The sequence below is a fragment of the Sphingomonas sp. ERG5 genome, assembly GCF_000803065.1.
In the GTDB taxonomy this organism is placed as follows: Bacteria; Pseudomonadota; Alphaproteobacteria; order Sphingomonadales; family Sphingomonadaceae; genus Sphingomonas.
The window spans coordinates 309,456-328,823 of record NZ_JSXI01000024.1; the positions used below are offsets into that span (position 1 = coordinate 309,456).

Sequence of the window (19,368 nt, forward strand, 5' to 3'; positions counted from 1 at the left end):
GGCGATCGCCGGCTACCCGCGCGGTTGGCGGCGTAGCGGCAGCACGCGCCAGGAAATGATCGACCGCCACGCCCATTCGACCGGCGCGATGGCATAGTGGTGCAGATACCAATTGGCCGCCCAGAGCAGCACGGCGTTCACCGCCAGCGCGGTCAGCATCAGTGCCATCCAGCCTTGCTTTCCATACAAGCCCAACGCGAACGGCGGATAAAGCACCCATAGGCAAATCAGCGTCTGCAGGATGTAGATCGTCAACGCCGTCCGCCCCGCCGCCTCGAACGGCCTGAGCAATTTCGTACCGCTCGCGGTCCCGAGCAGCACATGGATCAACCCGATATGACCCAGCGTCGTCGCCAGCCGGGTCACTTCGCTGGCGGCGATAATCACGTGCGGGAAATCATCGAACTGGATCGTCCAATACGCCGCGATCGCGCGGCCGGTCAGGCCGATGGCGTAGGCGACCAGCATGGTCACCATGTAGAAGCGACGTGACCTCTGCCCCTGGATGATTCCCCATTTGAACAATGCGGCACCGATCAGCATCGTGCCCGCCGCTTCCCAGACGAACCCCGGCTCCACGAAACTGCCCTGACCGACCTCGTCGGCCCCTCCCAACAAGAAGTACACCGTGCCCCAGGCGTTGGTCGCCCAACTCAGGAATGTCCCCGTCGCATCGGTACGCCTTTTGTCCTCGATCGCAACGCGCGCACGCTCATCCGCCTTGCTCTTCGCCACGGCGGCATCGTTACTTTCCTGCGTGGCGATCTTCTTCCTTTGCTCGGCCGTCAGCGGCTGCCCGGCATCGCGCCGGCTCTCCAACTGGGCGACTTCCGCCCGTAATTGCTGCGCCTCGAGCTGACCAAGAGTCCCGAAAAAGAGCAGCCCGATCGCCATGGTCAGCCCGAACCCCAATAATGCGCCCGGCCCCAGCCGGCGGAACAGGAAAGCGACCATCGCGGCAATGCCATAGGTATGGAGAATATCTCCCGGCCAGAGCAGGATGAAGATGTGCACCAGGCCGAACAGGAACAGCACGGCATTGCGAAGATAATAGCTGCGCATCACCGCGCCGTCGCCGAACAAGGCGCGCACGGCTGTGCGAAAGACACCTTCGGACCCGTCGGGAGCCGGGTCGAGCGCGCGCGCGGCGCGGTCGGTCAGGATCACCATGCCGACCCCGAACAGCATTTCCAGCAGGCAGCGTGCCGTCCCGTCGGCGAAGATTTCACGCAGCCACCAGGCGACCTGATCGGCGCTGCTCCAGCCGAGATGCCGGACATCGCCAAACGATGCCCAAAGCGACCCGCCCATATCGTTGATGTTCATGAACAGGATGCCGAGGATCGCGACCCCACGCAGGATGTCGAGGCTCGCGACGCGCGGCGCGCCATCCGGTTCGGCGACGGTGGTCATCGTTGTCTCGCTCATCGATTTCCCCCGCCACATTCGCTGGTCGGATAGGCCATGCCGATGGTGTATTGCAATTATGGAGCGGCATTGCCCACGAGGTTTGAAACCCGCGCCGCCCACGTTAAGGTCGGCGATGGACTATCCCGAAGAACCCGAAAACCGCACCTGGATCGATACGGTGAAGGAGAAATCGATCTACGGTTTCGGCATCCTCTTCCTGTTCACCTGGTTCGCGCTGCTTTATTTCATGTTCCACGACGTGATGTAGCCGCGGCAAGCCCGCTCATCAGCCGTGTCGGCGAAAGCAATCGGCGATATGATCGTCGGCGATACCGACCGCCTGCATCCAGGCATAGACGATCACTGGCCCGACGAATTTGAAACCGCGCTTCTTGAGCGCTCTGGACATGTCCTCCGACAACGGCGTCTTGACTGGCACGTGCGCACCGTCGCCAACGATGGGTTCGCCGCCGGCCATGCCCCAGACGAATTCGGAAAAATCCTCGCCCACCTCGCGCATCGCCAGATAGGCGCGCGCATTGCCGATCGTCGCGACGATCTTGGCGCGCGAGCGGATGATACGGAGATCAAGCATGAGGCGCTCGATATCCGCCTCATCGAACCGCGCGACCACCGCAGGGTCAAAGCCCTGGAACAGTTCGCGAAATGCGTCGCGCTTGCGCAGGATGATGCTCCACGAAAGCCCCGCTTGGAACCCGTCGAGCATCAGCTTCTCCCACAATGCCCGGCTGTCGCGTTCCGGGACGCCCCATTCCTCATCATGATAGGCGCGCATCATCGGGTCGTTACCGGCCCAGGGGCAGCGATGAATCATGGGCGATCCTGACCGGGTTAGGAGTGGTGTGGCTTGACGACTGCCCTTACTGAGCCGAGCAACACCCAGCAATATTGACGAGGAAAGTCCGTGACGTCGTGGTTCCGACGCGAAGCGCTGTCAGCCATATCGCCCGCCCTCCTCATGTTGATGGGCGCGACGGCGACTGCGCTGGCCTATTGGCCCGGATTGATGACGTGGGACGCGATCCGCCAATATGATCAGGCGACGAGCGGCGCGTTCGACGATTGGCATCCGCCGGCCATGGAATGGTTATGGCGACAACTCGTGCCGATTCATGCCGGGCCCGCCCCAATGCTCGTGCTGCAACTCCTGCTGTTCTGGGGTGGTCTGGCGCTGCTCGTCGCCTGGGCACTAAAAGGGCAGCGGCGTGGTCTGGCCATGGCGCTCGCAGCATGCGGATTCCTGCCGATCTCGCTGGCCTTGACCGGTGCGGTGCTGAAGGACTGCCTGATGGCCGGCGCGCTTGTGTCGGCCACCGGCCTGCTGGCGTGGGGATCCTATGCGTCCCGACCCGTCATACGTGCTCTTCTTATCGGGTTTGCCGTGCTGCTGTTGCTGTTCGCCTCGACGCTGCGCTTCAACGCGTTCCTGGCCACCGTACCGATCTTCGTCGCGCTGATGCCCGAGACGGCACGGTCCGGCCGACTGCGGATCGCCGGCACGGCGCTGATCGCCGCGCTGCTCATGATCGCCGCATTGCCCGTCGCCAACCGGTTGATCGGCGCACAATCGAGCGGGGTCGAAATGTCGCTGGTCATCTTCGATCTTGGCGGAATCACCGAACATAGCGGCATCGACGCTTTTCCCCCGGTCGGGGTGGCCGACCCGGTCGCGGTCAATCACCATTGCTACTCCCCGGTCAAATGGGACCCCTATTCATGGTGGGTCGACGCGCCCTGCGCGATCGGCTTCGCCAATGTGCGCACGGCGATCGCGGCGCGGCATGAAAGTCCGTACCGGTTTCTCGCTGGGGCCATCCTGTCGCACCCCCTGGCCTATGCGACACACCGTCTTGCCCATTTCAACGTCAACACGCGCTTCCTGGTCCATGACGAGATCGAGCGGCCGGTACAGGTGGAGTCCGCCCCTAATGACTGGGGCTACAAGGTGCATCCGGGCGCCCTGCTATCGACGATCGACGGTATCGCATTGATCAGCGCGCATACGCCGCTCGACTGGCCAATCGTCTGGCTGGCGCTGGCGTTCGGCGTGCTGACCATTGCGGGCTCATTACCATCGCGCAACCTGGTGATCCCAATCGCGCTATCCGCCTTGCTCTACGGACTTGGTTATGGCGTGTTCAGTGTCGCGGCCGAGCTTCGCTATCATCTCTGGACGATGATCGCGACGGCGATTGCGCTGGCGCTCACCCTGGCAGACCTGAGCGGTGCCCAAGTGTCGCGCCAGCGTTTGCTGCGGGCCTTCGCGCCTGCTTTGCTCGTCACCACGCTGTGTATCGCCTGGCGGTTGATTCCGGCCCTATGACGCGAACGGGGCGCGGAAGCTTTCGCTTCCACGCCCCGCGTCAAGTCCGAGACTGTCGCGCCTGATTACTCGGCGGCAACGGTGCCCTTGGCCGGACGCGTGTCGCGGCGCTCTGCGATACGCGCCGACTTGCCGGTGCGGCCACGCAGGTAATAGAGCTTCGCACGACGCACGGCGCCCTTGCGAACCACCTCGATCGAATCGATGTTCGGCGAATACAGCGGGAAGACGCGCTCGACGCCCTCGCCGAACGAAATCTTGCGTACGGTGAAGTTGCTGCCCATGCCCTTGTTCGAACGCGCGATGCACACGCCTTCGTAATTCTGGACGCGGGTGCGTTCACCTTCAACCACCTTCACGCCGACCTTCAGCGTGTCGCCGGGGCGGAATTCCGGGATCTTCTTGTTCTCGAGAAACTTGGCGATGTTCTCGGCTTCGATCGTCTGGATGAGATTCATCTCATTCGTCCTTCGTCTTCGCGTGCGCGCCAGAGGGCGACTGAACCCGAGCACCGATATGGCGCTCCCAAAGGTCCGGCCGCCTTAGCCGTGTCTCGGTCTCGGCCATCGACTTTCGCCAGGCCGCGATCCTCGCATGATCCCCCGATCGCAGCACTTCGGGGATCGTGCGCCCTTCCCACATCGGTGGTCGGGTGTAATGCGGGTATTCGAGCAGCCCCGTTTCGAAGCTCTCGTCCACACCGCTGGAAGCCGCGCCCATTACGCCGGGAAGCAGCCGAATGCAAGCGTCGAGCAGCACCAGCGCGCCCATCTCTCCACCGGACAGGATATAGTCGCCGATCGAGACTTCCTCGACTCCCCGCGCGGCAAAGATTCGCTCGTCGAATCCCTCGAACCGGCCGCACAGGATGGTGACGCCGGGGCCTTGCGCCAATTGCCTGATCCGCGCCTGAGTCAGTGGCGCGCCACGCGGCGTCATCGCCAATACGGGCCGGTCGCCGGGCACGCTGTCGATCGCGGCGGCGAGCACATCGACGCGCAGCACCATGCCTGCCCCGCCGCCCGCCGGCGTGTCATCGACGGTACGATGCTTGTCGATCGCGAAGTCGCGGATGTTGACCGCGTCGAGCGACCATTTTCCCTCGCCAAGCGCACGCCCGGCGAGCGACAGGCCCAGCGGCCCGGGAAACATTTCCGGATACAATGTCAGGACGGTAGCGGCGAAGGTCATGCGTCTTTCCAGGCCTTGACGATGGCGCGCGATACCAACCACGCGACCGGAACGCCGACTGGAATCGCGAGAAAAAACACCAGTAGCATGAACATGCCGCCCAATTCACCGCTACACGACAACTCGCGCGGATCGCACACCGGCCGGAACAAGATGTCGCGGCAGAACATATAGACGAACGGCATCATCGCGACGGCCGAAGCGGCGAGCGTTACCAGCCAGAAGCGTCGATGCAACCCGAACAGGCACAAGATCAACGTCGCCATCGCAGCAATGATCGCCGATGGAATGGCAATAAAAGCGACTTCCACGGCAAGGAATATAACTAACATCTGCCAAGCCTATCGGGGAAATCTCATCCTCGCCAGTCGTTGGATAGCGTAGCCCGCAAACGCTGCAGCCGCCGTCTCACGAACTTGCTGCCAACCATGAACGATCACGCAGTAATACGGCCAGTGCGCAGCGCGACGGCCCAATCATCGCGTCCTTCGTGTGCCGCTTTTACCGCGGCCGCTTCATGGTCGTACTCCACCGCAACGAACTCAATCGCGCCATTGTCGATGATCGCATAGCGCGCGCGCGGATCGCCGACCTCGACACGGTATGGCCAGGGACGGTCGTCATCGAATGCCTGCAAGCCGACACTGCCCGGATCGACCACGATCCGCCCATCGGCAAGCACAACGGCTCGCGGCAAATGTGTGTGCCCGCATAACAGGAAAGCCTCGCGACGCTCCCCTGCCCGTGCCGCGATCTCGTCGTCGCCGGCGTCGCGCATACCGGTCGGCTCAACGGTGTGGAGAAAATGCTCGAGGTCGCTGGCGGGCGTGCCATGACACATGAAAATCTCGGGCGACCAGGCCAGAACCGCTGGCTGTGCGGCGATCCAGGCAAGATGCCGCGCGTCCAGCACATCATGCGCATGCCCGTCGCTTGCCCCCATCCGGGCGCGCTCCAGCGTGAGCAACTGCCGCTCATGATTGCCCGCGATCGTCGGCCAATCCTCGCGCATCAGCCGTTCGGCGGTCTCGACCGGCCATAGCGGACCCGACAATGAATCTCCGAGATTGAGGAAGACATCGCATCCCCGTCCCTGCGCATCGGCGATCACCGCGTCGAGCGCGCGCAGATTGCCATGGATATCGGACAGGATCGCGATCCGGCTCAGGAAATGAACTCCTCGGCCACCACCAGCCGTTCGCCATCCCATTCAGGCACGGCGTCGGCATTCATCGGCACCATGAAACGCTTGCCGTTCTCGCGTTCGATTTCGATCACGTCGCCGGCGCCGAAATCATCGATCGCCACGACCTTGCCGACCGCCTCACCACCGGCCGAAAAGGCCGGCAGGCCAAGCAAGTCGGCATGATAATATTCGCCCTCGGCGAGCGGCGGCAGCGCGGCACGCGGCACGGTCAACTCAGTCCCGCGCATCGCCTCGGCGGCGTTGCGGTCAGTCACTTCGGCAATGCGCGCGATCGTGCCGTTACTGCCGTGACGCGTCGACTTCAGCGTCAGCGCGCCATTGTTGAAGCTCTTGTACAGCGTCAGGTCTTCGGAGAAGACCTTCAGCCGTACCTCCCCCGTCACGCCATGTGCACCGATAATGACGGCAAGCGTGACGGGGCGGTCCATCGACATTATGCGTCGGCGGGCTTTTCTTCGGCCTCGACGGGTGCTTCTTCGGCGACCGGAGCCTCCTCGGCAGCAGGCGCCTCTTCAGCGGCCGGCGCTTCGACGGCGGGTGCCTCTTCGGCGGTGGCTTCGACCACGGCTTCGGCCTCAGGCGTCGGCTCTTCGGTCGCCGCTTCGACTTCGGCGGCTACGACTGCTTCCGCTTCCTCATTGCTGTCGGCAACCGGAGCGACCTCAGGCTCGGGAGCCGGTGCTGGAGCGGCAGCAGCTGCTGCGGCGGCTTCCTCGGCTTCTGCTGCCTTGGTCGCACGCTCTTCGGCGCGCTCGGTGGCCTTCTCGCCCGGCTTCGCCTTGTTCGGGTTGTTGCGCGCGGGGCGCTCACGCACGCCAGCGACGTCGAGGAAGCGCGCGACGCGATCGGTCGGCTGCGCACCAACGCTCAGCCAATGCTTGGCGCGATCGGCGTCGAGCTTGACGCGCTCAGGCGAATCCTTGGCGAGGAGCGGGTTGTAGGTGCCAAGCTTCTCGATGAAGCGGCCGTCACGCGGGCTGCGCGCATCGGCAACGATGATCTTGTAATAAGGACGCTTCTTGGAGCCGCCACGCGACAGACGAATGCTGAGTGCCATTGTAGTTATCTTCCTTGATTGATCGAATGTTGATCGGGTTATTTTTTCTTGTTGAGCAGATTTTCAAAACCGGGAGGCAGTTTGGCCTGACCGCCGCCAAGGCCGGGAAGCCCGCCACCGCCGGCGCCGCCAAGCATGTTGCCGAGACCACCCAGGCCACCGGCACCACCCATGCCACCGCCACCTCCGCCGCCTTTACCGAACATCGCCGCCATGCCCTTCAATCCGCCCATCTTGCGGATCTTCTTCATTGCGGTGGACATTTCGAGGTGCATTTTCAGCAGCTTGTTGACGTCCTGCACGGTCGTACCGCTGCCCTTGGCGATGCGGATCTTGCGCTTGGCGTTGATCACTTCGGGCTTGGAGCGTTCCTTTTGCGTCATCGACGTGATCATCGCGTCCATGCGCAACAGGATGCGTTCGTCGACCGCGCCGGAGGCCATCGCCGCCTGCGCTTTCTTCATACCCGGGATCATGCCGGCCAGCGCGCCAAGCCCGCCCATGCGGCGCATCTGCGCGAGCTGGTTGCGCAGATCGTCCATGTCGAACTGGCCCTTGGCCAGTTTCGCCGCCATCTTCTCGGCGTCTTCCTGCTGGATCGATTCCGCCGCGCGTTCGACCAGGCCGACCACGTCGCCCATGCCGAGGATGCGGCCGGCGACCCGGCTGGGATGGAAGGCTTCGAGCGCGTCGAGCTTTTCGCCCATGCCGGCGAACTTGATCGGCTTGCCGGTGACGGCGCGCATCGACAACGCCGCGCCACCGCGCGCATCGCCGTCCATGCGGGTCAGCACCACGCCGGTCAGCGGCACCTGATCGGAGAAGCTCTTCGCGACATTGACCGCGTCCTGGCCGGTCAGTGCATCGACCACGAGCAGGATTTCGGCGGGCTGCGCGACATCGGCGACGGCGCGCATTTCGTCCATCAGCGCCTGGTCGACATGAAGGCGACCGGCGGTGTCCAGTATCAGGACGTCATAGCCCTGCAGCTTGGCCGCCTGCAGCGCACGACGGGCGATATCGACCGGCTGCTGGCCCTGCACGATCGGCAAGGTCGCGACCTCGGCCTGCGTTCCCAGGGTGGCAAGCTGCTCCTGCGCATTCGGGCGATTGACGTCGAGCGACGCCATCAGCACCTTCTTGCGCTCGCGGCCCGCCAGACGCTTGGCGATCTTCGCGGTCGTGGTCGTCTTGCCCGAGCCCTGCAGGCCGACCATCATGATCACGGCCGGCGGGGTAACGCCCAGCTCGAGTTCGGACGACTCCGCCCCGAGCATCTCGACCAGTGCGTCATTGACGATCTTGACGACCTGCTGACCCGGCGTGACCGAGCGCAGCACATTCTGGCCGATGGCCAGTTCAGTGACCTTGTCGACGAAATCGCGCGCAACGGGCAGCGCGACATCGGCTTCGAGCAAGGCAACACGCACTTCGCGCATTGCCGCACGCACGTCCGCCTCGGTCAGCGCACCGCGCCCCCGCAGACGATCGAACACACCACCAAGGCGGTCGCTCAGGCTTTCAAACATCAACAAACTCCGTTGCCGATCGCGGCTATTCCCGGTGAAACGCAAGAAACGCCGGCGGACGAAACCTCGTCAGCCAGCGTATGACCGCCCCTGTAGTGGACGGTGCCCCTGCGTCGGTGCGGGAACGGGCAGGCCTATACGCGGCGATGCCCGGAAAGGCAAGTCGATGGAATCGGAAAGCAGCAATGCCATACAATATGGGAGATCGTCCGCCCCGCATTTAACGTCTTCTACACCCGATCCATGAGATTGTTGTCACGAACAAAAGGCGGGGCACACCGGCATGGCGCTGGACACAAGCGAAGACATTACCGAATCGCCGATCACAGCCCGGCGTGAACTGCTGAGCGGCGCAATCACGGTTGCCGCGATCCTGCTGTTCGTCGGCACCGGCAGCGCCGTGCTGTCGAGTACATTGCGGCATTATTTCGCCGGGGGCGGCAGCACAGACCAGACGTTGGTCATTGCGCTGCTGCTCAATGTCGCCCTGATCCTGTTCGGCTGGCGCCGGCACCGCGAACTGAGCATCGAAGTGACGATCCGCGCCGCCGCCGAGGAGCGCGCACAGCAACTGGCGTCGAAAGATCCGCTGACCGGCTTCCTCAATCGCCGCAGCCTGGCCGAGGAAGGCGCCGCCATGTTCGTGCGCGCCGAACGCCGTCAAAAGGCGATGGCGATGCTCATGCTCGACCTCGACCATTTCAAGACGGTCAACGACATGCACGGCCATGCCATCGGCGACGCCCTGCTGCGCCAGGTCGCAGTCGAGATCGCCGCCGCAATGCCCTCGATCGCGCTCACCGCGCGCTTCGGCGGCGACGAGTTCGCTTGTGCCTTTCTGTTCGATCCTGCGCATCCCGACACGGTCGAGCGGATCGCCGAGAAGCTCATCAGCCGCCTCGCCCAGCCCTTTCACGCCGAAGGCCTGCAACTGCATATCAGCGCCTCGGTCGGCGTTGCGCGCTCGGATTTCGACTGCCCCAGCATCGACGCGCTGATGCGCTCGGCCGATATCGCCATGTATGCGGCGAAGAATTCGGGCCGCAATCGCTATGCCTGGTTCGACTTGTCGATGGAGCGCGAGCTGCAGGCACGCAACGAGCTGGAAAGCGGCTTGCGCGCCGCCATTCCGCGCCTGGAAATCGTGCCCTATTTCGAACAGCAGATCGACCTCACCACAGGCCGTCTCGGCGGCTTCGAGGTGCTGGCGCGCTGGGAGCACCCGACCCGCGGCCTGATCGTGCCCGACAAATTCATCCCGATCGCCGAGGAAACCGGCATGATCGCGGAATTGTCGCTGTCGATCATGCGTCAGGCCTTCGTCGCGGCGAAAGACTGGGACCCAGGCCTGTCACTGTCGGTCAACATCTCGCCCTGGCAGCTCAAGGATGCGTGGCTGGCGCAGAAGATCATCAAGGTCCTGACCGAAACCGGGTTCCCGGCCAGCCGGCTGGAGATCGAGATCACCGAAAGCTCGCTGTTCGACAATCTCGCGCTCGCGCAATCGATCGTCGGCAGCCTGAAGAATCAGGGCATTCGCCTTGCGCTCGACGATTTCGGCACCGGCTATTCCTCGCTCGCCCATTTGCGCGCGCTGCCGTTCGACCGGATCAAGATCGACAAGAGCTTCGTCATGTCGATCAACGACAATTCGGAAAGCGCCGCGATCGTCAACGCGATCACCCGGCTTGGCGATAGCCTCAATCTGCCGATCACCGCCGAAGGCATCGAGGACGCCTCGATCGAGGAACGGCTCCGCGCGCTGGGCTGCTCAAAGGGTCAGGGGTATCTCTATGGCCGCCCGCTGAGCGTCGCCAATGTGCGGCGACTGCTGGCCGAAAAGCGGCTGTTGCGTCACGTGCTGGCGGCCGACCCCAAACCCGCGACGGCCACGGGTACCGCATCCTCTACCAATCCCGCATCTTCTACCAGTCCCCCATCCTCTACCAATCAACGCCTGGCTGGCTGAGATAGTCGAGCTCCTCGGGCGTCGAAACACGCCCGAGCGCTGCGTTGCGAGACGGGAAATGGCCGAAGCGCTCGATCACCGCCTCATGCGCGCGAGCATAGCCGAGATTCTCCGCATCCCCGAGCCGCTCGAACCAGGCGACGCTCTTGGCTTGCACCGCCCGGTTCTCGCTATGCATCATCGGCATATAGAGAAAGGCGCGGCGCTCGACCGGCAATGTGTCGTCCCAGGCAAGGATGATCGCCCGGTTGGTCAGCTTCAGCGCCAGCGGATCGGCCGCGAACGCCGCCGCCGTGCCGCGATGAATGTTGCGCGAGAATTGGTCGAGCAGGATGATCGCGGCAAGCAACGTCTCGGGATCATTGCGCCAGCCCGCCGCTTCGGTCGCCATCACATCGTCGCGCAGTTCCCCGAACCGCTCGGCTATGGTGCGATCAAGCGCTTCATCCTTGGCGAACCTCTTCGCGGCCGGCACGTCGTCGAACCAGAAGGACAATACTTGCTGGGTCTTGTCGTGGACTTCGCCCGGCTTCGCACCTAGATCACCGCTCATGTCCCATCTCCCCGGCCCTTATCGTGGCTGAACCTCATATTGTCAGCCTGGGCTGCCGCTTGAACATAGCGGAGAGCGAAACGATCCGCGCGCTGGTCGGCGGACGCGACGTGGTGGTGGTCAATAGCTGCGCCGTCACCAACACCGCGGTGCGCCAGACGCGCAGCGCGATCCGCCGCGCGCGCCGCGATCGACCGGGCGCGCAAATTGTCGTGACCGGCTGCGCGGCGCAGATCGATCCGGCCGGTTTCGCGGCGATGCCGGAAGTCGATCGGGTGATCGGCAATGCGGAGAAACTCACGTCGGAGGCCTGGGACGCTTCCGCTCCGATCGTTGTCGGCGACATCATGCAAGTGCGTGAGACCACCCCACATCTCGCCGCTGCCTTCGCCGCCCATGCCCGCGCCTTTGTCGAAGTGCAGAATGGCTGTGACCATCGCTGCACCTTCTGCGCGATCCCGCTCGGGCGCGGCAACAGCCGCTCGGTCCCGGCGGGCGCAGTGATCGATCGCATCGCGAGGCTGGTCGATGCCGGCCATCGCGAGGTCGTGCTGACCGGCGTCGACCTGACCAGCTATGGCCCCGACTTACCCGGCGCGCCGAGCCTCGGCCTGCTGGTCGAACGCATCCTGCGCCATGTCCCCGCGCTCGAACGGCTCCGCCTGTCGTCGCTCGATTCGATCGAAATCGACGACCGGCTGTTCGACCTGATCACCGGCGAGGCGCGGATCATGCCGCATGTGCATCTCTCCTTCCAGGCCGGCGACGACATGATCCTCAAGCGGATGAAGCGTCGCCATGACCGTGCGCAATCGGTCGCGGCGGTCGAACGGCTCAAGGCAGCGCGCCCGGAGATCGCGATCGGCGCGGACCTGATTGCCGGCTTCCCGACCGAAACCGACGCCATGTTCGCCAATACGCTGGCGCTGATCGACGATTGCGACGTGGTCCACGCGCATATCTTCCCCTATTCGCCCCGCACCGGTACGCCGGCGGCAAGGATGCCGCAGGTCGCTGCCCCTGTGCGCAAGGAACGCGCGGGGTTGTTGAGAGCGGCCGGTGAGCGGCGAAAGCTAGCTTGGCTGGAGAGCCTGATTGGGACCGAACAGCAAATATTGGTCGAACGCCCTGGTGACCGGGGCCATGCACCAAATTTCGCGGAGGTGCGTTTCCCTCCCCCCGTTCGTGCTGAGCATGTCGAAGCACCGCCCTCTCTATTCGGCGAAGAGAAGAAGGACGGCCCTTCGACACGCTCAGGGCGAACGGATGTGGGGAGCATTGCTCCGATCCTCATCACAGCAACAGATGGCAAGACATTGACCGGAATTCCCGCATGAGCACCTCCCCCAGCTGGCACGAGAAACTGCTTGGCGGCTTCAAACGCACCTCGGATCGCTTGCTCGGCAATCTCGTCGGGCTCGGCGCGGCGCGGCTCGACGACGCAACGCTCGATGATATTGAAGAAGCGCTGATCGCCTCCGACCTCGGCCCCGAAACATCCGCCCGGATTCGCGCCCGGCTCGCCGACGGTCAATATGAGCGCAACATGGAAGACCTCGGCATCCGCCTGGTCGTCGCCGAAGAGATCGAGAAAGTGCTGGCCAAGGTCGCCAGGCCGCTCGAGATCGAGGCATTCCCGCGTCCGCAAGTGATCCTGGTCATCGGCGTCAATGGCTCCGGCAAGACCACCACCATCGCCAAGCTCGCGCATTTGCTGATGGAGCAGGATTATGGCGTTATGCTCGCGGCGGGCGACACGTTCCGCGCCGCCGCGATCGGCCAACTCGCCACCTGGGCCGAGCGTGTCGGCGTGCCGATCATCAGCGGCAAGGAAGGCGGCGACGCGGCGGGGATCGTCTATGAAGCGGTCAAGCAGGCGACCGCGACCGGCATCGACGTGCTGATCGTGGACACGGCGGGCCGGCTGCAGAACAAGCGCGAGTTGATGGACGAATTGTCCAAGATCCGCCGCGTGCTCGGTCGACTCAACCCGGCGGCGCCGCACGACGTGGTGCTGGTCCTCGATGCGACGACCGGGCAGAATGCGCTTAATCAGATCGAGGTGTTCCAGAAGGATGCCGGCGTCACCGGCCTGGTGATGACCAAGCTCGACGGCACGGCACGTGGCGGCGTATTGGTGGCGGCGGCGGAGAAATACGGCCTGCCGATCCATGCGATCGGCGTCGGCGAGAGCATGGGCGACCTGCGCCCGTTCGATGCGAACGAGGTTGCGCGGATCATCGCCGGTGTGGAAGGAGCGGTGAAATGACCAGTTCAACCCGTCCCAAGATCGGCGCCGGCCTGCGCCTCGCCATCGACATCGGCCCGCTTGCCGTCTTCTTTCTCGTCAACACACTCGCCGGCGGCCCCGCCCTGGCCAAGCTGCTCGCCGCCACCGCCGCCTTCATGGTCGCGAGCGTCGTCGCGATGATCGTCTCGCGCGTGAAGACCGGCCATATCTCGCCGATGCTGTGGATCTCCGGCACGCTGGTGCTCGTGTTCGGCGGGCTGACGCTCTATTTCCACGACGGCACCTTCATCAAGATGAAGCCGACCTTCGTCTATGCGATGTTTGCCGCGATCCTCGCCTTTGGCCTGGCGACCGGACGGCCGTTGCTGCAGCAATTGCTCGATACCGCCTATCCCGGCGTCAATGCTGCCGGCTGGCGTCAACTGACGATCAACTGGGCATTGTTCTTCGTCTTCATGGCGGTGCTCAACGAGAGCGTGTGGCGCTACACCGCGCCGCTCAGCACCGACGACCCCGCTTTCTGGGCCGGTTTCAAGCTTTGGGGCGCGGTGCCGCTGACCCTGATCTTCGCCTTTGCGAATGTGCCGATGCTGATGAAGCACGGCCTGAAGGTCGGCGAGGAAGAAACGCCGCCGCTGCCGCCTGAGGGTTGAATCCTGCCGGCAAGGCCGCTGCCCGGTGGCCCCACGGCAATTTCGCTGTCGACACTGAGAAAGAGCGCACCGCCACTCATGCGGCACGGGATGATTTGCCCCATCCCGTGTCATGATTGAATCGCCGTCGCGACAGGACTGCGGGGCCAGAGCTGAAGCCACACGCTGCGGGAGATATGTTACACCGGTATGTACACTATCTCTTCGCCATCGTCCGGCGCAGCATTCAGATATTATCTCCATATATCATATATTAAACCAAGAAACCTCGAGTGATTTCGAAGGAGTGCGCGGAACCTATATTCCACCGCTCGGCCGTCGATCGCGCCAGCCGGTAAGCTGTCCCTGGCAGGCTCCTGTCGATCCATGCCGAATCGCAAGATCGGTCGAGCGCGGCATATCCGGAAGCGCCTAGCTGGTGTCGCCACGGAGGAAGAGACGATGAAGGCGGCACTCGAAAACTACCATGCCCGAATGCAGCGGGTGCTGGACCATATCGACCAGCATCTCGACGGTGATCTGGGCCTGGAAGCGCTGAGCGGCGTCGCGGCATTCTCGAAATGCCATTTCCACCGGCAGTTCACGTCCACCTTCGGGGTGTCCGTGCATCGCTATGTCCAGCTCGCCCGCATGAAGCGCGCTTCGTACCGGCTGGCCTATAGAGACGCCCAAAGCGTCACGGACATAGCGATGGATGCCGGTTACGAAGCACCCGATGCCTTCGCCCGCGCCTTTCGGCAACGGTTCGGGCAATCGCCTTCGTCGTTCCGGAAATCTCCCGACTGGGAGCCGTGGCTTGCGGCCTTCGGGCCGCTCGACAACGCCAGGAGCAAGCTCATGCAGAATATCTTTACCGACAATGACGTGACGATCCGCGATGTGTCCCCAACGCCGGTGGCGATCATGGAGCATCGGGGCAACCCCATGACACTTGGCGACACCATCCAGCGGTTCATCGCCTGGCGAAAGGCCGCCGGCCTGCATCCCAGGACAAGTCCGACCTTCACTGTCTGGCGTTCCGAGCGGCGCCCCGCCTCGCCTGCCGACTATAGCATGGACCTGTGTGTCGGAACCGACCAGCCGATCAGGGCGAATGGCGAGCAGATCAAAGCCGGAGAGATACCTGGCGGACGCTGCGCGGTGCTGCGCGTCGTCGGCAACACCGACAATCTGGAGCCCGCCGCGCTTTACCTTTATCGCGACTGGCTTCCGGCCAGCGGCGAAGAAGCAAGGGATTTCCCTCTCTATTGCCAGCGCCTCGCCTTCTTCCCGGAGGTGCCGGAGCATGAGGCGGTCGCGGAACTGTTCCTGCCGCTGAAATAATGATGCGCGACGGCGGCTTGTCCCTTCCGATCGCCGGAAGCGGACAGGCCGTTGTCCGCCCATCTCGCGACACATGAAAAGGGCCCCGGTTTCCCGAGGCCCTCGTCGCGTCGATGATCGCCGGATCAGCCGACCGCAGCGTCGTAGCGCTTGCCGGCTTCATCCCAGTTCACCACGTCCCACCATGATTTGAGATAGGCGGCGCGGTCGTTGCGATAGGTCAGGTAATAGGCATGTTCCCACACGTCGTTGCCGAGGATCGGGGTGCCCTTGTCCTTGGCGTCGTCCATCAGGGGATTGTCCTGATTGGGTGTGGACGTGACCTTCAGCGCGCCCGAGGCATCGGCGATCACCCAGGCCCAGCCCGAGCCGAACTGGCCCGCGCCCTTGGTGTTGAATTCTTCCTTGAGCTTGTCGAGGCCGCCGAACGCCTCGATCGCCGCGGCGAGCTTGCCCGACGGCGTGCCGCCGCCCGGGGTCATGATCTTCCAGAAGAAATCATGATTCCAGAAACCGCCGCCATTGTTGCGCACCAGCGGCGGCTGAGTCGAGATCACGCCGAGGATTTCCTCGATCGTCTTGCCGGCCAGAGCCGGGTCCTTCTCGACGCCCTCATTGAGCTTGTCGGTATAGGCCTTGTGATGCTTGTCGTGATGGAACTTCATCGTCTCTTCGTTGATGGTCGGCTCCAGCGCGTCATAGGCATAGGGCAGCGGGGGCAGTTCGAAAGCCATCGGTAAAACTCCATCATCAAAGGGTGCCGCCCGTCCAACGAGTGTGGGGCGACCTGGTTCAGTGTGGCCAGCGGATTTTATCGGTCGTTACGTGAAGCAAATGACTTTTCCTAGCCTGCACTGCCATCGGCAACGGCGCGACGACGCTTCATAAATGGGAGGAGCGCCGCGATGAACAAGATACTCGCCAGTCCCGAAAGGAGCGCTGGCGTCGATTTATGCCGGTGGTGACGCCCGCCGACATCCTGGGTCCAGACCCTGGTTGCCGCCGCAGATCGCACGTCCCGTTCAAGGCGAAGCCGGCGGGGCGTCGATGCCGGTGCACAACAGGCGGCTGGGCCGCGACCGGCGAAGCAGATCATAATGCCCGTATCGCGCATCCAGGACGAAACCGGCCTGCACGGCCGCCTCGAATGCCGTCCTTTCCGGCGGCGAGGGATTTGTCATCGCAGGGAATACCTTGCGAAATGGATCGGATCCGGTGAGCGTCCCGTCGACCACCACCCAGTCTGCACGATCCATCATTTGCCAGCACGCTTCCTGATACTGCTCCGGGGTCGAATAGTTCGGCACGAACACATCGACGCGCGCCGGGTGATGGCGCGCGGAGAGCACCGCGAGCAGCGGGCTGTAAGGATAAAACAGAACTTCCTGCCCGATCGGGAGCGTGGCCAGTCGAGCAAGCAACGCCGGTTCGCCGGCCGGCGTGATGAACGATATCGTTCCGGCGCGCGTCGCGTGAAGGGGCTGTCGCATGACCCTGATCGCTTCCTTCGTAATCGCGACCAGCGGCGGCAACATCGCCAGCATGACAGCAGCGAACAGCCACTGTCCGAGCCGCCCCCGCGGCGTGATTCGGTCGAAGATGCGCGCCAGCAGCGGCAGGACGAACGGCACGCAAAAGCCGATATGCGCCGCATCCGGCCGAGGGAAACAGCCGATAAAGCCAATGATCGCGAAGATGATCGCCGTTCGCGCGTCCGGATCGACGAACAGGTCCGTCCGCCGCCGGATCAGCAACACGATGACGGCCACGGCGGCCAGCGGAAATGCCGCAACCAATGGCCAGCTTTGCCGTGTGACGAAGCTGCCGAATGGCACATATTGAATATTGGAATAGTGAGTGGCGGCAAATACCACCACCTGTTGATAGGCCATGGTCACCGAACCGGTGGCCAGAAGATAAACGAGCATCGCAGCGGCAACCAGCGCGCCACCCGCGACGAAACGCAACAGCATGCGCGGCGATCGCCAGTTGAGCAGCGACAGGCATGCGGCGATCACCGTCAAGCCACCGCGACTGGTGGTCACGACCGCCGCGGCGCCCGCCGCCATGCCGGTCAGGAACGGGCGAACCTCATTCCGCGCCGGCCCCAGCGAAGCTCTGAAGGCCAGCATCGAGAAGAGCGTCGATATCCAGCTATGGTTGAGCTGAGTCCACAAACCTTGCGATGCGATCACCCAGGCCAGCGCAAGAAAGGCCGACAGGCGGACATTGCCGCTCAGCCGAAAGCTGCACGCATAAGCGAGCCAGGCGATGCCGCTCAGGACCAGGACCATGCCCAGCCGGATAGCTACCAACGTTTCTCCAAAGATCGCCTGCCAAGCCCTGACCAGCAGGAAGGCGAGCGGCGGATGGAGTTCGAAGAAATCGCCATAGAGTGTCTCGCCGCCGGCCATTCGACGCGCGGCCTGGAGCAGAATGCCTTCATCGCTCATCCACCAGACCGACCGGATGAAAGGCAGGCAAATCAGGATCGTGACGACGGCAACGATCGGGCCCGGACGAGATCGCAGATCGTTACCAAGCGCCCTGAAGATTGTCGGCATTATCCCCCCCGGCAAATCATCGCCTATGGGCAGGCCGTACAGAGTATCCGGGAAACCGTCACCATCCGAACCGCTCCCGGGCATGGCTGATGCGCAATCGTCGCGGCGCTGACGATAACGGGTCTGGTTCAGGTGACTCCAGTCCGCGTCATATCAATCGTCGCGCGTCTGCCCGGCAGAGATCAACCCGTGTCGTTTCAGGGCATGACGGAGCTGATCATAGCTCAGGCCAAGTCCTTCAGCGGTCGCACGCTGATTGAAGCGATACTCGGCTAGCGCCTTGGCCAGCAACTCCCGCTCGAACCTGGCGATGCGGGATTTGAAGTCGGACCCGCCATTCTCGCCGTGCACCGGCGCCGTGGCGTCAGCGGCATCATCCACAAGCACTGTCATCGGCGCAGCGGCAACACGCCCCGGACTGGCCGCCGGTTGATAGGGCGAATGGAATGGATCGAACTCGATCGTCTCGATCGGACCGCCCATTTCCCAGCGATACACCGCGCGCTCGATCACGTTGCGCAGTTCGCGGACATTGCCCGGCCATTGATAATCGACCAGCGCATCGATCGCCTGCGGACCGAAGCCGGGCCAGTCGTCACGGCCCATTTCGGCGGCCATGCGCCGGCCGAAATGATCCGCCAGCACCATCACATCGCCGGGCCGCGCACGTAGCGGCGGCAGTGTCACGACTTCGAAGCTCAACCGGTCAAGCAGATCGGCACGAAACTGGTTGCGTTCGACCTTCTCGGGCAAATGCTCATTGGTCGCCGCCACGATACGGACATCGACCCGCAAGGGGCGCGACGAACCGATCCGGGTAATCTCGCCATATTCGACCGCGCGCAACAGGCGCTCCTGCGCGCCCATCGACAGCGTGCCGAGCTCGTCGAGGAACAGCGTGCCGCCATCGGCCTCTTCGAACCGCCCGACCCGCGCCTTGGTCGCTCCGGTGAACGCGCCCGCCTCATGCCCGAACAGTTCGGCCTCGATCAGCGTCTCGGGCAAGGCGGCGCAGTTCATCACGACCAGGGGCTGGTCCCAGCGCGGGCTGAGCCGGTGCAGGCGTTCGGCGACCAGCTCCTTGCCCGTCCCGCGCTCCCCGATGACCAGGACCGGGCGATCCAGCGCGGCAGCGCGGCTGGCACGCTCGAGCACATCGAGAAACTCGGTCGACTGGCCGATGACCTGCGTAGTGCGCTCCATGCCCAATGCTTGGCGTAAATTCCCAAGCCTTGGCAAGGTGAAAATACCAAGTTGAACGAATCGACGAGAAAAATGGCGGATTTCCGCCAATCTCAAAACTGGCACGGCTCCTGC

At 63.6% G+C, this 19,368-nt stretch carries 20 protein-coding genes; 7 read left to right on the top strand and 13 right to left on the bottom strand.

The window, feature by feature from the left end; all coding sequences use genetic code 11:
• Positions 1–12 precede the first annotated feature (12 nt).
• Positions 13–1,428: a DUF418 domain-containing protein gene (locus tag OO12_RS09925; RefSeq protein ID WP_034158571.1), complete on the bottom strand. Its 1,416-nt coding sequence runs from the start codon at positions 1,426–1,428 to the stop codon at positions 13–15.
• A gap of 115 nt (positions 1,429–1,543) precedes the next feature.
• On the opposite strand from OO12_RS09925, the gene OO12_RS29280 reads away from it, so the two are divergent.
• Positions 1,544–1,678 carry a hypothetical protein gene (locus OO12_RS29280; protein ID WP_268747913.1) on the top strand — a complete coding sequence of 45 codons (135 nt, stop codon included), beginning with the start codon at positions 1,544–1,546 and terminating at the stop codon, positions 1,676–1,678.
• An 18-nt stretch (positions 1,679–1,696) separates the two neighbouring features.
• Here the strand turns inward: OO12_RS29280 and OO12_RS09930 are convergent, their stop codons facing one another.
• Positions 1,697–2,245 carry a DNA-3-methyladenine glycosylase I gene (locus tag OO12_RS09930; protein WP_034158470.1) on the bottom strand — a complete coding sequence of 183 codons (549 nt, stop codon included), beginning with the start codon at positions 2,243–2,245 and terminating at the stop codon, positions 1,697–1,699.
• A 90-nt stretch (positions 2,246–2,335) separates the two neighbouring features.
• Between OO12_RS09930 and OO12_RS09935 the strand changes: the two genes are divergently transcribed.
• On the top strand, positions 2,336–3,754 hold the full coding sequence (locus OO12_RS09935; RefSeq protein ID WP_152616340.1) for a hypothetical protein: 1,419 nt from the start codon (positions 2,336–2,338) through the stop codon (positions 3,752–3,754).
• A 65-nt stretch (positions 3,755–3,819) separates the two neighbouring features.
• Here OO12_RS09935 and rplS read toward each other — a convergent pair whose 3' ends face one another.
• From rplS to ffh, 7 genes are all read right to left on the bottom strand, one after another.
• Positions 3,820–4,212, bottom strand: coding sequence for a 50S ribosomal protein L19 (rplS, locus tag OO12_RS09940; protein WP_034158471.1), 393 nt, complete (start codon positions 4,210–4,212; stop codon positions 3,820–3,822).
• Between the two features lies 1 nt (position 4,213).
• A complete protein-coding gene (trmD, locus tag OO12_RS09945; RefSeq protein ID WP_034158472.1) occupies positions 4,214–4,945 on the bottom strand; it encodes a tRNA (guanosine(37)-N1)-methyltransferase TrmD in 732 nt (243 codons plus the stop codon).
• Positions 4,942–5,256 (bottom strand): hypothetical protein, encoded by a 315-nt coding sequence (locus OO12_RS09950; protein ID WP_034158473.1) that lies wholly within the window; start codon positions 5,254–5,256, stop codon positions 4,942–4,944. The genes trmD and OO12_RS09950 overlap by 4 nt, the downstream gene beginning before the upstream one ends.
• A gap of 125 nt (positions 5,257–5,381) precedes the next feature.
• Positions 5,382–6,155, bottom strand: coding sequence for a metallophosphoesterase family protein (locus OO12_RS09955; RefSeq protein WP_052215712.1), 774 nt, complete (start codon positions 6,153–6,155; stop codon positions 5,382–5,384).
• Complete coding sequence (rimM, locus tag OO12_RS09960; RefSeq protein ID WP_034158474.1) at positions 6,110–6,586, bottom strand: ribosome maturation factor RimM; 477 nt, start codon at positions 6,584–6,586, stop codon at positions 6,110–6,112. The genes OO12_RS09955 and rimM overlap by 46 nt, the downstream gene beginning before the upstream one ends.
• Positions 6,586–7,209 carry a 30S ribosomal protein S16 gene (gene rpsP / locus OO12_RS09965; protein WP_034158475.1) on the bottom strand — a complete coding sequence of 208 codons (624 nt, stop codon included), beginning with the start codon at positions 7,207–7,209 and terminating at the stop codon, positions 6,586–6,588. Before rpsP ends, rimM begins: the two co-directional genes overlap by 1 nt.
• Positions 7,210–7,247: 38 nt before the next feature.
• Positions 7,248–8,738 (bottom strand): signal recognition particle protein, encoded by a 1,491-nt coding sequence (ffh, locus tag OO12_RS09970; protein ID WP_200887432.1) that lies wholly within the window; start codon positions 8,736–8,738, stop codon positions 7,248–7,250.
• A gap of 283 nt (positions 8,739–9,021) precedes the next feature.
• Between ffh and OO12_RS09975 the strand changes: the two genes are divergently transcribed.
• A complete protein-coding gene (locus OO12_RS09975; RefSeq protein WP_152616341.1) occupies positions 9,022–10,707 on the top strand; it encodes a putative bifunctional diguanylate cyclase/phosphodiesterase in 1,686 nt (561 codons plus the stop codon).
• Here the strand turns inward: OO12_RS09975 and OO12_RS09980 are convergent.
• Entirely contained in the window at positions 10,682–11,260 is a 579-nt protein-coding gene (locus tag OO12_RS09980; RefSeq protein WP_052215713.1) for a DUF924 family protein, read from the bottom strand. The two genes, OO12_RS09975 and OO12_RS09980, sit on opposite strands and share 26 nt — an antisense overlap.
• A gap of 23 nt (positions 11,261–11,283) precedes the next feature.
• Between OO12_RS09980 and mtaB the strand changes: the two genes are divergently transcribed.
• The 4 genes from mtaB (at position 11,284) to OO12_RS10000 (ending at position 15,487) form a co-directional block, all read left to right on the top strand.
• Positions 11,284–12,597 carry a tRNA (N(6)-L-threonylcarbamoyladenosine(37)-C(2))-methylthiotransferase MtaB gene (gene mtaB / locus OO12_RS09985; protein ID WP_034158477.1) on the top strand — a complete coding sequence of 438 codons (1,314 nt, stop codon included), beginning with the start codon at positions 11,284–11,286 and terminating at the stop codon, positions 12,595–12,597.
• Positions 12,594–13,529, top strand: a complete 936-nt coding sequence (gene ftsY, locus OO12_RS09990; protein WP_034158478.1) for a signal recognition particle-docking protein FtsY — start codon at positions 12,594–12,596, stop codon at positions 13,527–13,529. The genes mtaB and ftsY overlap by 4 nt, the downstream gene beginning before the upstream one ends.
• Entirely contained in the window at positions 13,526–14,164 is a 639-nt protein-coding gene (locus OO12_RS09995; protein WP_034158479.1) for a septation protein A, read from the top strand. Before ftsY ends, OO12_RS09995 begins: the two co-directional genes overlap by 4 nt.
• 441 nt (positions 14,165–14,605) lie before the next feature.
• On the top strand, positions 14,606–15,487 hold the full coding sequence (locus OO12_RS10000) for an AraC family transcriptional regulator (protein WP_034158575.1): 882 nt from the start codon (positions 14,606–14,608) through the stop codon (positions 15,485–15,487).
• A 125-nt stretch (positions 15,488–15,612) separates the two neighbouring features.
• Here the strand turns inward: OO12_RS10000 and OO12_RS10005 are convergent, their stop codons facing one another.
• The 3 genes from OO12_RS10005 to pspF form a co-directional block, all read right to left on the bottom strand.
• Positions 15,613–16,221, bottom strand: coding sequence for a superoxide dismutase (locus tag OO12_RS10005; protein WP_034158480.1), 609 nt, complete (start codon positions 16,219–16,221; stop codon positions 15,613–15,615).
• 288 nt (positions 16,222–16,509) lie between these two features.
• Positions 16,510–18,051, bottom strand: a complete 1,542-nt coding sequence (locus OO12_RS10010) for a hypothetical protein (RefSeq protein WP_034158481.1) — start codon at positions 18,049–18,051, stop codon at positions 16,510–16,512.
• 153 nt (positions 18,052–18,204) lie between these two features.
• Complete coding sequence (pspF, locus tag OO12_RS10015; protein ID WP_034158482.1) at positions 18,205–19,254, bottom strand: phage shock protein operon transcriptional activator; 1,050 nt, start codon at positions 19,252–19,254, stop codon at positions 18,205–18,207.
• Positions 19,255–19,368 lie beyond the last annotated feature (114 nt).

Excerpts from the sequence above, each read along its gene's own strand:
- OO12_RS10010 (WP_034158481.1), bottom strand. The coding sequence starts at position 18,051 with ATGCCGACAATCTTCAGGGCGCTTGGTAACGATCTGCGATCTCGTCCG.
- OO12_RS09955 (WP_052215712.1), bottom strand. The coding sequence starts at position 6,155 with ATGGGATGGCGAACGGCTGGTGGTGGCCGAGGAGTTCATTTCCTGAGC.
- OO12_RS10005 (WP_034158480.1), bottom strand. The coding sequence starts at position 16,221 with ATGGCTTTCGAACTGCCCCCGCTGCCCTATGCCTATGACGCGCTGGAG.
- OO12_RS09995 (WP_034158479.1), top strand. The coding sequence starts at position 13,526 with ATGACCAGTTCAACCCGTCCCAAGATCGGCGCCGGCCTGCGCCTCGCC.
- OO12_RS10000 (WP_034158575.1), top strand. The coding sequence starts at position 14,606 with ATGAAGGCGGCACTCGAAAACTACCATGCCCGAATGCAGCGGGTGCTG.
- OO12_RS09925 (WP_034158571.1), bottom strand. The coding sequence starts at position 1,428 with ATGAGCGAGACAACGATGACCACCGTCGCCGAACCGGATGGCGCGCCG.
- ftsY (WP_034158478.1), top strand. The coding sequence starts at position 12,594 with ATGAGCACCTCCCCCAGCTGGCACGAGAAACTGCTTGGCGGCTTCAAA.
- pspF (WP_034158482.1), bottom strand. The coding sequence starts at position 19,254 with ATGGAGCGCACTACGCAGGTCATCGGCCAGTCGACCGAGTTTCTCGAT.
- trmD (WP_034158472.1), bottom strand. The coding sequence starts at position 4,945 with ATGACCTTCGCCGCTACCGTCCTGACATTGTATCCGGAAATGTTTCCC.
- ffh (WP_200887432.1), bottom strand. The coding sequence starts at position 8,738 with ATGTTTGAAAGCCTGAGCGACCGCCTTGGTGGTGTGTTCGATCGTCTG.
- OO12_RS09980 (WP_052215713.1), bottom strand. The coding sequence starts at position 11,260 with ATGAGCGGTGATCTAGGTGCGAAGCCGGGCGAAGTCCACGACAAGACC.
- OO12_RS09930 (WP_034158470.1), bottom strand. The coding sequence starts at position 2,245 with ATGATTCATCGCTGCCCCTGGGCCGGTAACGACCCGATGATGCGCGCC.
- OO12_RS29280 (WP_268747913.1), top strand. The coding sequence starts at position 1,544 with ATGGACTATCCCGAAGAACCCGAAAACCGCACCTGGATCGATACGGTG.
- OO12_RS09975 (WP_152616341.1), top strand. The coding sequence starts at position 9,022 with ATGGCGCTGGACACAAGCGAAGACATTACCGAATCGCCGATCACAGCC.
- rpsP (WP_034158475.1), bottom strand. The coding sequence starts at position 7,209 with ATGGCACTCAGCATTCGTCTGTCGCGTGGCGGCTCCAAGAAGCGTCCT.
- rplS (WP_034158471.1), bottom strand. The coding sequence starts at position 4,212 with ATGAATCTCATCCAGACGATCGAAGCCGAGAACATCGCCAAGTTTCTC.
- rimM (WP_034158474.1), bottom strand. The coding sequence starts at position 6,586 with ATGTCGATGGACCGCCCCGTCACGCTTGCCGTCATTATCGGTGCACAT.